The organism is Paraburkholderia unamae (assembly GCF_003268775.1).
Classification (GTDB): domain Bacteria; phylum Pseudomonadota; class Gammaproteobacteria; order Burkholderiales; family Burkholderiaceae; genus Paraburkholderia; species Paraburkholderia unamae.
The window spans coordinates 1-13,125 of record NZ_QLSU01000037.1; the positions used below are offsets into that span (position 1 = coordinate 1).

Sequence of the window (13,125 nt, forward strand, 5' to 3'; positions counted from 1 at the left end):
TGCCTGCGAAGCTACCGTGCGTTTCTTCTTCATCGGCATATCCATGATTTTTACCTCTCATGATATGCCTCGCCCACGAAATGACGGATAGGTCCGTCGGTCTGCGAGCGTTGCCCCTGTGCGGGGCGGCACCTACTTTTCTTTGCAGCGGCAAAGAAAAGAGGCAAAAGAAAGCCGCTCAAACCGCCAATGCCCGCCACCGTTCACCCCGCGCCGTATTTGTCTGTGGCTCCGGAGCATCCGTCACCTCGCACCCTTGAACCTGGTGACAAGGCAGTCATACTTCCCGCCGCTCGCTTCGCGCGCTGCGGAAAGGTCTGCAAGGGAAACCCGCCTTGCCTACGCGGGGTTTGTGGTTTTGGTTATGCCCTTCGGGGCGCGTAGCGCCGCCGGAAGGATGAGCCCTTTGTCACTACGTTCAAAGGTGCGAGGTGACAGACGCTCCGGAGCCACTATCTGGGGTGGCGCGGGGTGAACGGTGGCAGGCATTGGCGGTGTGAGCGGCTTTCTTTTGCCTACTTTTCTTTGCCGTTGCAAAGAAAAGTAGGTGCCGCCCCGCACAGGGGAAATTACTAAAAACGATGGCGTATCGCCAGAAGGCTTGTCAGGAAAGGATTTGCGCGAAGTGAACGTGTGCAGGAAAGACGTTTTTATTTGCGTTCAGGACAATCGGCGGACAAGTTCGGCGGGATTCTGGCAAAACCTACGGCCTGTCGGTTTCCCGGGCCTGTAGCGGCTTCGCGGCCGCCTGCGCGTGAACGCATAGGCTAATCGATGCCGGGGAACAGCTTGACATCTAGCTCCGCGTTGCCGCAGTTTGCGCTTCACCTCTCCCTTGCATCAGTCTGCGCTCTACCTCAAAAATTACCAAAAGTGTTCCTGACGCTTTGCGCGTGGTCCAAAGCATGGAAAACCATGACACCAAACCGCCTGCCAGAAAGGAAAAAGCCAACCCGCTAACGAATGCTGAATGAATGTGGCCATTCAAGGTCGTCTGCAAACCCACGGCCATAAGTAGGAAAAATATTGCCATTAGCATGAATCCCGTGCCAAAAGTCCGCATCTCTTGATGTTTGGCGACAAGAAAAGGAATGAGGTCGGGGTTATCCGTATATCGCTGTGTTGCCCATTCGCGTCGCTGCATTTCCGCATTGCTTCTTGCGGCCATCATGGTAGCGAACCGTCTGCCGCTACTGTCGAGAAAACGCGTTAGATAGACACAGACTGTTCCAACCAACATTGCAGCCACGATGACTGTAAAACCACCATTCCGGTGACGCGATGTCGTCAATTATTTTTTGCATCTTCGTTTCTCCGCGGTCGTAACCGCTTTGTTCATTGCGCCCGTCCGCAACTGAGATTTGTTGCCCGATTGTAGTGGGAACCTGTCAGCGCCCCGCACCGTTCCAAACGGACAGCGTGCGATTTAGCGCTAGCGGCGTGGCGGGGCTGCTTCCCGCCTCGTCGCCCTATCGGGCTTCCTTCAGCTTCTTCAGCGCGTATTGGGCATTTTCGATGTCCACAAAGGCGGCTTGTGTGGAATCGCGGGTTTTTGCCACAACGTCTTGCCAATTGTCGCTGTCGAGTCGGTTCAGTTGGTCGCGCGCCGCGTTGATGTCGCTGTAAGCGGCGTCTATGCGGTCTTGTAAGGTTTGCGTTAGTTCGGCTTCGGTAGGTTTGTTTTCACAACCGGAAATCAGAAGCATTAGTGCCGCCGCCAAGCATGGTTGGATGATGCTTTGACGGCTCATGATGGCTCCCAGCGTGTGGATTTCGGGCGATTGTAGCGGGAACGCGTTAGCGGCCCGAAACTAGCGAGCAGACAAAAAAGAGCCCGCATAAGGCGGGCGCAATTCCTTTGGAGACCGAGGGATACGGCGGTACCCTCTAACCCGACTGTAGCGCGCGCCGGGTCGGCGCGCACCTACCCGAGCGGACAGGGTGCGTCAGGGACAGGCGCGAAGGTGAGCATTTGCGGGGGGCCGGATGTTGACGTTGGGGCGAGTTGACAGGTCAACAGCGCGGGCGGTCAGCGGTCGGCGTCGCCGAGCAGTCGCAACAGCAAGGGGGCAACGTGCGGATTCGCGGTCATGGCGTCGTTCCATGCGGCGCGCGTGAACTGCTGAATTTCAGCAGTCGCCGGGGCGGCGTGGGGAGTTTCCCCACGACCGGCGAGACCTTGAACGACCAGCGCGGCGGCAATGTCTTCGCGGGGCACATGGGCGGCGTCGGCGCGGGCGTCGAGTGCGCGCAGCGTGTCACGCGTCACCCATATGCGAAGACCGACACGGCTCGCGTCAGGCATGGCGCGCCCCTGTCAGGCCAAGTGTTCGCCTTCGCGCCAGTCGCGCGCCGTCATGCCCGTCAGCAATTCGGCCTTCGCGCGGTCGAGTGTGGCGCGGTGCGCGGCGTCGGTTTGTCGGGAAAGGTCGGGAAGGTCCGGCGCGGGCAGTCCGCGACGCTGAACGGCTTCGGCCAACAGGTCGCCCGCTATGCGTTCGACCGGGACACCTTGCGAACGGGCGTGTTCTTCGACCGTCGCGCGCACGCTACGGCTACACCACGCAACCAGCGGAATCGCCACCATCGCCCGCCCCATTCAATCGAAGGTCACGCGCGATAGTATGCGCCGACAACCGGCAAAAAAGCGCCGTGCGGCCCGAAGGTGAACCGCACGGCCTAAATCCACACGGGACAGCGCATGGTTCGTTCTCACCCTTCCCACGGGCGACGCGTCCCGTTAGGCGTGCGGCGCGCCAACGCGTGCGCGTCTTCGGAACGCATTCGTGATGACGGATTGATGCGCGCCTTCGTGCCGAGCGTTGCAAGCGTCATTGCCGCCTGTCTCGCGACAGCGACAGCCGGGTTCGCATAGACCTGTCCGTTGTGCGTCATGAACAGACCATCGCGCGCAATCGCCTTCGCCGCTTCGGCGTGCGTCAGCGCGGCTGCGACATAGGCGGTCAGCAACGGTTCGTCGGACGGCCTGAAGAACGAAGCCGGGAAGCTTCCCACGATTGCCCTCCAGACCTTGCGGCCTTCGGGGCGCATCCCGCGCGGCGGGGGGAGCGGACGGGAAGGCGCGAGCGTCAACGGCGGGTTGCGCGTCGCGGCGTCGGGTTCGCGGTCGGGCGTCGTCATGGTGCCTCCGGGTTCATTCGGCGAAAATTACACTTTTGAAAATTTCTGTCTGGGCAATGGGGTGTCCTTTTTGGTCTTGCCAGACCAGACCTCCCGCCCCTAAGCCTTATCCCGCTTGGCTTCGCGCGAATCTCGCACGGGTCACGGCGAAGCGCACGCGCCGCACTTCAACGCCTAACAGTCCACGTCGCCGAGTCGTCACGCAGCAGCAGCGCGGGCGGCGACTCACGCACAAGCCATACACGCAAGCGGTCCGCACGCCCGACCTTTCGGGCGCGCCGCAACGCTGACCACAAGGCAGCGCCAAGCCGTTCGCCGACAACTGCGCACGCGTCTGCTTCGTTGCGCACGCGATGCAACGCGGCGTCTTCAATGGCTTCGGTCTCGCGATACCGTTCGTAAGGCGTGCGGGGGCGGGTCGCGTCGGTCATGTCGGGTGTCCCGTAGGTAGGCGCACCCGCACCCCACAGGGCGCGGGTAGGACGTGGGTAGGTCGCCGTGTTCATCGCGTAGCAGTCGGACCATGTGCGCGGGCGCATAACATCATGCCTTGCGGCGCGCTGACCCATTCGAACCAGCATGTGCCTTGCTTGCTCAGTTTCAGCGCGTCTTGCACCGCTCCATGTGCGCCCAACCCGGCGAAGAATTCATGGCATTGCGCGGCGTCACGTGCGAGCGCTTCGACGGTCGGACGCGACAGACTGAAAAATCCCTTGCTCATTGGCGTCCCCTTCAGGCAATGCCGCGTTCGCGCTTCGGCGGCGTCAGCAGGACATAGCCGTTCGTCAGCATGATTGCGAGTCGCGAACCGGCTTCGTCGTTCGATTCGGTGAACGCGAGCCCCTTTATTGCGGTCCCGCGTTCAGCCGTGTCGATATGGCGGCGGCAAAGCTTCAGCAACCGCTGAAACGTTGCGTCTTCAATCTCCGCTTCGGTCAGCGTAAAGGCCGCGTGCGAAGTGATTTGCGCGGCGATAACCGACCTTGCTTCCTTCTGGGCAATGGCCGGGTCGAGATGAATCAACCTCAGTTCCGTCATTTCCATGCGGCGTGACATGGTGCGTTCTCCGGTAAGTTCAGCATGTGTGAGCGCCTAGCGGCTTTTCGCGCCTTTCACGTCGTGCCCCCGATTACGTTCGTGACCATGCCCGCCGCGTCAGCGCGACCGGCACGCCAGTTCAGGTAATGAACCGCGCGCAAACTCGCTAAATCCTGTTGCCACAGGCTGACAACCGATGAAGTGCCAGTTGCGTCGTCAACGACTTCGACCGTGCTTTGTGTGGACGCTTCGATGTTTGCGCCCGCTTCGGTCATGGCAATCAGCGCGGGGGCAACGAAGCCGATTGCGCCACGCGGCACGGGCGCGGGCACGGCGGGCAATCCGGCCAGAAAGCCGCCGTCAACGGCGTTCAGCGTGCTGTCACCCGCTAGGTGCGACTTCATCAGCGCGGGCGTATCGGCGGCGTTGAAGGTCAGCACGATTTCGCCCAACAGGTCGGGGTCCGCGTTCGCAAGCAACGTGTCAATGTCGTTGCTGATGTCGCCTGACCCGTCTAGCGTGTGCCCGTAAAAAGGGCTTGGGGGCGTGGCGGCGTCGCCGCCGTTCGCCGGGTCGAAAAACGCCTTGTCTTCGACCTTCGCGAGTGCGCGCGACAGGTCGCGCTGAATCGCCGTGTCAACGTTCGGGTCAACGCTTCGCAAGAATTCCTGTGTGTAGACGGCCATGGCGGTTGACTTCAATGCGCCGATTCGATACGTGCTGAAGCCCTGACCGCTTACGGTGATTTTCGCCGCTTCGGCAGTCCAGCCAGCGGACGCGTCCACGTCCAGCGACAGCACCGCCAGAAACGGCGGCACGCGATAGAACGGCATGACGTTGTTCACGCGCTCGATTGCGCTTTTGCGCCGCACCAATTGAACCAAGTGCGACCCAAGGTCTAGCAGCGGGACGGAACCCGCCTGAAGCGAACCCGTGTCGGTAATGCTTCGTTCTATGTAGCTGACAACGGCGTTGCCCCATTGCGCCGCGTAACGCTGCGCGTTGACAGGGTTGCCCTTGCAAACGGCGATAGCGCGGGCGGCGCGGACCTGAACCAGTGCGTTTTCAGTCGGCATGTCTTCTCCCGGTTCGTTAGCGTCCCGAAGCATTCGTTCGGGCTTGCGTCATAGAATCGGTCAGCCGTCCGCGCAACACCAACGCGAATTGCGCGGCCTGCGCGGGTTGCGCGACTTGTCAGGGGTCGTCCGGGTCGCGCTCAAGGTATTCGGCGAGTGCGCGCAAGGAATAGAAGCGCCGACCGCCGATACAGCGACACGGCACGACCGCGCGCCCTTCGTGATACTGCGCACGCAGCGCGGATGGACCGGCATAGCGCAACAGTAATGCCGCCGTGCGTTCGCTGACTTCGCCGAAGGCGTTGACCCGATAGCCGTTCTCCGCGCATATGCGGCGAAGTAATGCTTCAGTCGCGGCAACGATGTTTTCGTAGTCGTTCACGCGCGCCGCCCGTCATTCGGCTTCGTTCGACGGCGCAACACGGTCCGGCGCGGCAACGGGCGGACCATCAAGAAAAATGCTGACGCCGCGCCGCGTGACAATCCAGAAGACCGCAAGCGTTTCACCCCCCTGCGTGACTGAAACGGACAGTTCGCCGTTCGGCCAACCGGACAGTTGCAGCGTGCCGCCGCGCCGTTCAACGTCCTTAATCCAGTCCCGCGCCGCGCCGCCAAGCGCGTCGCGCACGCGGCTTGTCAGAAGTGCGGTCGCGCGTTGGTTCGCTTCAATCGGGTCAAACGCATCGGTCATGATGGGCTCCATAGACATGCTTGACGGGGTTGACAGGATTACCACGTTGACAAGATTGACCTTGCATACAGACCTGTAAGACAGGTCAAGCACGTAAAGTCAGTAAAGCCAATCAATCAAGTTAACTCTGTAAAGCAAGTAAACACTCTCTCTTATATAACTACAGGGATTCGTGCATGGCTTCGACCATCTGGCGGCCTGTCGGCGTGAGGCTTGGCAGTCCACCGGGCAGCGTGATATAGCCGGTCTCGCGAAGCCGCTGCAACATCTGCGAAACCGCCTGTTTCGTGACGCCTAGCGCCTTCACCAGTTCGAACGGCAAGCGCTGACCGTTATAGATTGCGCACAGGTAGCGCATCTGGTCGGCGGTCGCCACGTTGTCCGCGTCGCACATGAACCGAAACTGAAGGTCGTCCCCAAGGCACAACATGAAGCGGTTGTCCGCCACGTCGCGCCCCGTCATGTGAAGCACTCGCCGGTCTTCTTCTTCCTTGCGCAACACGAACAGGGCATCAGCGCCGCCAGCAACGGCGGTTGAACCGCCAATCTGCGAATACACGTCGCCAAGGTCAGATTTCGTCGTGTGCCCGACGCAAAGAATCGTCATCGCGCGTTCGTTCGCTTCGCGCGCCAACCATGCGAGTTCTTCGCCTTCCTGTTCGTACTGGTCCTGTCGGCGGTCGAGCGTCGCGCGGAATTTCGCCCATACGTCAATGACCAGCATCTTCATCGGCATCCTGTCGAGCGCCACCGACAAGGCGTTTCGATTGCCGCGCTTCCATTCGAAGGACCAGACGAGATTCGGCACATGGGAAGTGTCGATTCCGGCACGCGTCAGGCGGTCGTGAACCCGCCAGCGCGCGTTCTCGACGTCCAAATACCAGCACCGTCCGGCGTCCACGTCGCGACCCCACAGCGGCGCGCCGCTTGCAACGGCAACAGCCATTTGCAACGCCAGAAGACTTTTCCCGCCCTTGGGTCTCCCGGCGAGGTACACAAGCCCGGTCGGCAACAGTCCGTCAATGACGAACTTCGGGCGCACGGGCGGCGTCGCCAGCAACGTTTCGGTCGTCACAATCTCAGGCTCCCATATCTCGATTTCGGCCTTGCCGTTCGCCTTACCGTTCACGTGACCAATTGCAGGCGGTACGCGGTCCCAAAACTTCTTTCGCGCGGCATCAAGTTCCGCTTGCGTCGGCTCACTCATGACGACTCCACGGGCCCTCAATCGCTTCGAGAACTACGGATTGCGCAATATCGTTCGGTATCCTATTCTGTGCGTGACCCCAAAAGGTCGTTGGCTTCTGCATGTTGCCCGCCGCTGCGCGGGCTTCTTTTTGCGGGGCGGTCATGCGGCCTCCATGTTCGACCGGTCTATTTTCAGACAGGTCGCAAAATAGATTTGAAGGTTCTATTTGCAGACAGGTCGAAAAATAGAGTTCAGCCTTGACCGGTCATTACACGAGTCCATTCGCCCATTACGGTTTGCATGGACTCGCGTTCAGCACGTTCGATATCAACCATGTGACTCCACGCGGCCGCGTCGATGTATGCCGAGATTGCACCCGTTACCCGCTCGCGCAAATCGTTCGGGTTCATCGCGTCAAGTTCCCAACACTTCCAGCCGTAGTGCTGTGTGAACCACGCGTGCCGCGTGTCGCCATGCTTCGTCGCGGCGTCGAAATTCGGTAGGTCTCCATCTTCAATATCGGCTTGCGTCAATGCGATGCGATGAAGGTCGTAATCAAGTGCGCCGTAGCGGTCGAGCCGTTCAGGAAGGTCAACTTCGCTCATGTAGAGACCTGACGGGTCGTAATCTCCGATGTAAAGCAGCACAGTATTTTTCTGTCGCGTCTTGATGGACTCGGCCATGTCATTTGCGACCGTCGCGGACGCGAAGCCGTGCATGACGCGAAATGGCACGCCGAATTCCTTCAGTACGGCGGCAATCACGCCGCGAACGGTACCTTTCTCGCTGATGACTTCGATGTGATACGGTTGGTCCTGCCAGTAATCCTTACGGTACTGACGAAGCGCGCAGTCAATGAAGCTTGTCCCGTCGGACCATTGTGGAACCCGTTCAACTTCGCGGGTCTCGTCAACAATCCAGTCCCACGGAATTTCGCCGCGCTCGCGGGCAACGGTCAGAAGGCGCGACACCTTCGCCGTTTCGTTCTTGCTCATGTCGGTAATCAGCCCGCGCGTGAATAGCTGATAGCAGACAGACCGAACGGTTGTTGGTTTGATGGTCTCCAGAATTTCAATGGCAGTCTCGATGATTTCGAGCGACTGTCGGTGCATTCCACGTCCCATGGTCGCCCCCCTCATGCCGCGCTGGTTTCTTCGATGGCTTCGCGGCGGACCGTTTTGCTTTCCAGAAAGCGCGCCCACTCGCGCCGGTCGATAAGCACCTTCGAACCGAGCTTCACGAAGGCGGGTCCGCCCGGTTCGTTCAGCAGCTTGTAAATCAGCCCGCGCGATACGTTCATTTCCTTCGCCAGTTGCGCGACCGTCGCCATCATGCCGCGAAGGTCATAGCATTCATTTGTTTCGTTATCCTCATTTACCGATTTATTCAGATTCTTCATTCCTTCCTCGCTGTCCGGTTTATGCATATGCGCGCGCCGCGCATAACGACCATTAAAGCCGGGTTCTTTGTGTGATGCAAATTCGGCTTATATCAGATGAAAGTATTTTTGACGCGCCGATATAAGCGCTTCAACTAAGCAACGCGGAACGATTGTCGAAGGAGAAAGAAGGCGAAAGCCCCGTCTGACGGGGCTTTTCTGGAAGAGAGGCGCGGAGAATGGCGGATTATTCTTTTTGCTATGACTCACTTCGCCATCGCACGTATGAAGTCGCCATAGGCCGCTTGTATTCGCCATACACCGGGGCCGTGATATTAGCCCGCGTAATGACTAATGCGGGTTTTTGTACGGGTTATTCCTAGGCGGCTTTCGTCGTTGCGGCGGTCTGACCGATGGTGTTCGGCGCGTCCAGTGCCGCCATGGTGTCGCGCATGTGTTCGGGCGAAAGGTGGCTGTATCGCGCGGTCATGCGCGTGTCCTTGTGGCCTAGCACCTTCGAAACCGAATAGATATTGACGCCCGCCATGACAAGGCGGCTTGCGGCGTGGTGCCGTAGGTCGTGATAGCGCCAGCGAAGGCGCGAGATTGCAGCCGCGTCACGCACGCGCGGCCAGTTCTTCAGTTCGCGAAGTGGGGCGTCGCCCCGTTCGTTCGGGAACACATACGCGCCGTTGGAGGGACACTGCGCGCGCCACTTCGTCAACACTTCGAGCGCTTCACGGTTCAGGGGCATGACGCGCGACTTCGCGTTTTTGGTGTTGATGCCTGGAAAGGTCACGCGAGCGCCGTCAAGGTCAACATGACGCCATTCGAGTCGCAACAGTTCGCCACGACGGCACGCGAGATTCAGCGCGAGCAAAACAGCGGGTTTTGTGGCGTCGCCATAGGCACGCGGGGGTTCGACACGGCGAAGACGACGCATGACCTTCGCGCGTTCTTCGCGAACGGCTTCGTCGTATGCGTCCAGCGACGCGCGAAGACGCTGTTCTTCATCAGGCAGAAGAAAGCGGTCACCATCTGGTTCCGGCTCGCGTTGCTTCTTCACGGTCGCCATGGGGTGCGCTTCGATAATTTCCCATTCGAGCGCCCGACTGAACGCGCCGCGCAAGGCATTGATGACGCGGTTACAGGTCGCGGGCTTCGTGCCAGTCTTCAGGCGTTCGGCGCGCCACTTTTCAACGTCCCATGACGTGATTGCGGCAAGGTCACGTTCAAGCAGCTGGGCGAACCCCGACTTCGAACGAATCATGTCGGCGTTGCGCGTGCCCGACCGGCCATGTGTCCGAAGATGGTCTTCATACCGGTCGGTCAGGAATGCGCCGAGCGTCATCGTGCCGACTTTCTTTTGCGCGGCGGCGCGGGCTTCGGACTTCGCCAGTCGCACGGCGAGCGTGTCACCCTTTCGGTCAGTCAGCGCGTCGTGACCCTTTGCCTTCTCGCGAGCATCAGCCGCTTCGCTATCGGGCCAACGCCCGACCGTGATGCGCTTCGGCTTGCCTCTGACATCAAGGTAGCGATAGGTGTACGTGACGGTGCCGTTCGGCGCGACGCGGACCCCGAAACCTTTCAATGCGTTGCACGCATATTCGCGGGGAAGCGCCCGGTCGAGTGCGCGCATGAACGCGCGGTCAATCTTGAATTTTTCGTGGTTTGCCATTGCGTATCCCTTTGGACAATTTCAGGACAATGCACGCCATGAACGGCTATGCACTACGCGACGCATCATGAACACTAAACCTTTGATTTTCAACGAGTTTGTGTGTTACATGATACGCCAGCGCACGCTATGAACAAGTAGAATTACCCGCACAGGGGCAACGCTCGCAGACCGACGCGACCACAAGGAAACGCGAAAACCCCGGCCACAAAAGCCCCCCAGCGGCGGCACCGAAGTCCCCCACCCACCATGCTAGAATCGCCCGCATCCCATCCCTGCTGCGGGCCACAAAAAATATGGCAAGACCGGCGGCCTCGGCCGAACGCAACGATGCTCAATCCGAAAGCCGCCGCAAGTACGATCCCGAGCAGACCAAGCGCAATATCCTCGAAGTCGCGACCGCCGAATTCTCGGCCATGGGTCTCGCAGGCGCGCGCGTAGACGCGATCGCCGAGCGCACCAACACGACCAAGCGCATGCTCTATTACTACTTCGGCAGCAAGGAAGGGCTGTACGAAGCGGTGCTCGACAAGGTCTACGGCGACATCCGCGCGCTCGAACTGGACCTGCACATCGACGAACTGGACCCCGTGGAAGGTCTGCGGCGGCTCGTCGAATTCACCTTCGACTATCACGACCGCCATCGCGACTTCGTGCGCCTCGTGACCATCGAGAACATTCACGGCGCGAAGTACATCGAGCGCCTCAAGACTTTCCGCAGCCGCAACGCCAGTGCGATCCGCACGATCGAGGACCTGCTCGCGCGCGGTGTGGCGAGCGGCGCGTTCCGCGAAGACATCGATCCCATCGACCTGCACCTGCTCATCAGCTCGATGTGCTTTCACCGCGTGGGCAACCGCCATACCTTCGGCGCGGCGTTCGGGCGCGATCCGTCGCATCCGCGCCTGCGCGCGCGCCATCGCGAGATGGTCGTCGACGCCACGCTGCGCTTCGTCAAGAAGTAAGCCGGAACCCGCCGCGCAGGCGGCCCGCACGCACGCGCGCCGATGCGCCGTGCATCGGCGCCAGCCGCGCCGCTCCCCGAAAACACTCTTCCAGCACCTTGCCGGCCATTTCAAAATGCCCGGCAAGCCCCGTTTTACGTGGCTGTTCGGCCGTTTGCACTGTCCCAAAAAGTGCGCGAACGCATTACACTACGGCGGTCGAGGCCGCGCGCGCGGCCTCGCCCTGCGCCGCCGCGCCCCGCCTCGCCGGCAGGGGTGGCGCGCGGGTCCCCGCCACCGGAGAGCCCTTAGCGTAATGAGCACCGCCATGCCCCGATCCGGCCAAGCCGGCCTGCCGCGACAGACCCAGGGTCGCTTCACCCTCGGCACGCGCATCGTCCTCAGCTTCGGCCTGCTGTTCGTGCTGATGCTCGCGATGGCCGCCATCTCCTACGACCGCCTGCGCTCCATCGACGGCGAGGCGCTCAGCCTCACGCACGATTCGGTGCCGGGCCTGTTCTACGCGACCTCGCTGCGCGCCGCGGCCAACCAGACCTACAGCCTCGTCGAGCGCGCGGCTTTCGTCGATTCCGATCCGGACACGCTCGCGCGCGACCTCGCCAGCCTGCCGGCGGCCGTGACGCAGGTGGAAGAAACCGCGCGGCTGTACGAGCGCTCGGTGTTTCGCAGCGATGACCGCGAGCGCTTCCAGCGCTTTCGCGACGCCTATGCGCGCTATCTGCCGATGGCGACGGCCGTGGCGCACCAGTTGCCCGGCTCGCGTGCGGCGGCGCAAGCCGCGTTCTTGCAGATCGGCCCGGCGTGGCAGGAAGTGCTCAGCACGGCCAACGCGCTCGTGGCGGAAAACCGTCAGCAGGCCGACGACTCCGCGCAAACCATCCGCAGCTCGGTCACGGGCACCGAGATCACGCTCGCCACGGCGCTCGGCGTGGTGCTGCTCGCGGCGCTCGTCACCGGCTACGCGCTCTATCGCGCGATCACCGTGCCGATGGCGCGCCTCGTGGAAGTGCACGATTCCATGCGCACGGGCAACTTTTCGCAGCGGCTGCAACTGAACCGCAGCGACGAATTCGGCGTGCTGGAAGACGGCTTCAACCGCATGAGCGACGAACTCGCGAGTCTCGTGGCCCAGGCGCAGAAGTCGTCGCTCCAGGTCACGACCTCGGTGGCCGAAGTGGCCGCGACCTCGAAGGAACAGCAGGCCACGGCCAGCGAGACGGCGGCCACCACGACCGAGATCGGCGCGACGTCGCGCGAGATTTTCGCCACCGCGCGCGACCTCGTGCGCACCATGAGCGAAGTCGCCACCGTCGCCGAGCAGTCGGCCGGGCTCGCCAGCACGAGCCAGAGCGGCCTCACGCACATGGAAGACACCATGCGCAGCGTGATGGAGGCGGCGGGCTCGGTGAACGCGAAGCTCGCCATCCTCAACGAGAAGGCGGTGAGCATCAACCAGGTGGTCGCGACGATCACGAAGGTGGCCGATCAGACCAATCTGCTTTCGCTGAACGCCGCGATCGAAGCGGAAAAGGCGGGCGAGTACGGGCGCGGTTTCTCGGTGGTCGCCACCGAGATCCGGCGCCTGGCCGACCAGACAGCGGTCGCGACTTACGACATCGAGCAGACCGTGAAGGAGATCCAGTCGGCGGTGTCGGCGGGCGTGATGGGCATGGACAAGTTCGCGGAGGAGGTGCGGCGCGGCATGCACGACGTGCAGGCCGTGGGCGCGCAGCTTTCGCAGATCATCGGCGCGGTGCAGACGCTCGCGCCGCGCTTCCAGGTGGTGAACGACGGCATGCAGGCGCAGGCCACGAGCGCCGAGCAGATCACCCAGGCGCTCACGCAGCTTTCCGAAGCCGCCCAGCAGACGGCGGAGTCGTTGCGCCAGTCGTCGCAGGCCATCGACAATCTCACGCTCGTCGCCAACGAACTGCGCACCGGCGTGTCGCGGTTCAGGATCGAGGCCTGA

Annotated in this window: 16 protein-coding genes; 2 read left to right on the top strand and 14 right to left on the bottom strand. The window is 61.5% G+C overall.

Going from position 1 to position 13,125, the window contains the following annotated elements; all coding sequences use genetic code 11:
* Window positions 1–796: 796 nt before the first annotated feature.
* The 14 genes from C7401_RS44660 to C7401_RS37995 form a co-directional block, all read right to left on the bottom strand.
* Window positions 797–1,291: a hypothetical protein gene (locus tag C7401_RS44660; protein ID WP_220092898.1), complete on the bottom strand. Its 495-nt coding sequence runs from the start codon at window positions 1,289–1,291 to the stop codon at window positions 797–799.
* 178 nt (window positions 1,292–1,469) lie between these two features.
* Entirely contained in the window at window positions 1,470–1,751 is a 282-nt protein-coding gene (locus C7401_RS37935) for a hypothetical protein (RefSeq protein WP_146758066.1), read from the bottom strand.
* A gap of 278 nt (window positions 1,752–2,029) precedes the next feature.
* Window positions 2,030–2,305, bottom strand: a complete 276-nt coding sequence (locus tag C7401_RS37940; RefSeq protein WP_112177183.1) for a hypothetical protein — start codon at window positions 2,303–2,305, stop codon at window positions 2,030–2,032.
* Between the two features lie 12 nt (window positions 2,306–2,317).
* Entirely contained in the window at window positions 2,318–2,587 is a 270-nt protein-coding gene (locus C7401_RS37945) for a hypothetical protein (protein WP_112177184.1), read from the bottom strand.
* A gap of 125 nt (window positions 2,588–2,712) precedes the next feature.
* A complete protein-coding gene (locus C7401_RS37950) occupies window positions 2,713–3,141 on the bottom strand; it encodes a P27 family phage terminase small subunit (protein ID WP_112177185.1) in 429 nt (142 codons plus the stop codon).
* 167 nt (window positions 3,142–3,308) lie between these two features.
* Complete coding sequence (locus C7401_RS44665; protein WP_146758067.1) at window positions 3,309–3,572, bottom strand: hypothetical protein; 264 nt, start codon at window positions 3,570–3,572, stop codon at window positions 3,309–3,311.
* 301 nt (window positions 3,573–3,873) lie between these two features.
* The gene (locus tag C7401_RS37960) at window positions 3,874–4,197 is read right to left on the bottom strand and encodes a hypothetical protein (protein WP_146758068.1); all 324 of its coding nucleotides are present in this window, start codon (window positions 4,195–4,197) and stop codon (window positions 3,874–3,876) included.
* Between the two features lie 56 nt (window positions 4,198–4,253).
* Complete coding sequence (locus C7401_RS37965) at window positions 4,254–5,255, bottom strand: phage major capsid protein (protein ID WP_181565799.1); 1,002 nt, start codon at window positions 5,253–5,255, stop codon at window positions 4,254–4,256.
* Window positions 5,256–5,373: 118 nt separating this feature from the next.
* Complete coding sequence (locus tag C7401_RS37970; protein ID WP_112177189.1) at window positions 5,374–5,637, bottom strand: hypothetical protein; 264 nt, start codon at window positions 5,635–5,637, stop codon at window positions 5,374–5,376.
* Window positions 5,638–5,649: 12 nt separating this feature from the next.
* Window positions 5,650–5,946, bottom strand: a complete 297-nt coding sequence (locus C7401_RS37975) for a hypothetical protein (RefSeq protein WP_112177190.1) — start codon at window positions 5,944–5,946, stop codon at window positions 5,650–5,652.
* 160 nt (window positions 5,947–6,106) lie between these two features.
* The gene (locus tag C7401_RS37980) at window positions 6,107–7,153 is read right to left on the bottom strand and encodes an AAA family ATPase (protein WP_112177191.1); all 1,047 of its coding nucleotides are present in this window, start codon (window positions 7,151–7,153) and stop codon (window positions 6,107–6,109) included.
* Between the two features lie 233 nt (window positions 7,154–7,386).
* Entirely contained in the window at window positions 7,387–8,259 is an 873-nt protein-coding gene (locus C7401_RS37985; RefSeq protein WP_112177260.1) for a hypothetical protein, read from the bottom strand.
* An 11-nt stretch (window positions 8,260–8,270) separates the two neighbouring features.
* Window positions 8,271–8,534: a helix-turn-helix transcriptional regulator gene (locus tag C7401_RS37990; RefSeq protein WP_146758069.1), complete on the bottom strand. Its 264-nt coding sequence runs from the start codon at window positions 8,532–8,534 to the stop codon at window positions 8,271–8,273.
* 358 nt (window positions 8,535–8,892) lie between these two features.
* Window positions 8,893–10,191 carry a site-specific integrase gene (locus C7401_RS37995; protein WP_112177193.1) on the bottom strand — a complete coding sequence of 433 codons (1,299 nt, stop codon included), beginning with the start codon at window positions 10,189–10,191 and terminating at the stop codon, window positions 8,893–8,895.
* Window positions 10,192–10,487: 296 nt separating this feature from the next.
* Here C7401_RS37995 and C7401_RS38000 point away from each other — a divergent pair, with 296 nt between their 5' ends.
* Window positions 10,488–11,156: a TetR/AcrR family transcriptional regulator gene (locus tag C7401_RS38000; RefSeq protein ID WP_112177194.1), complete on the top strand. Its 669-nt coding sequence runs from the start codon at window positions 10,488–10,490 to the stop codon at window positions 11,154–11,156.
* Window positions 11,157–11,451: 295 nt separating this feature from the next.
* On the top strand, window positions 11,452–13,125 hold the full coding sequence (locus tag C7401_RS38005; protein WP_112177195.1) for a methyl-accepting chemotaxis protein: 1,674 nt from the start codon (window positions 11,452–11,454) through the stop codon (window positions 13,123–13,125).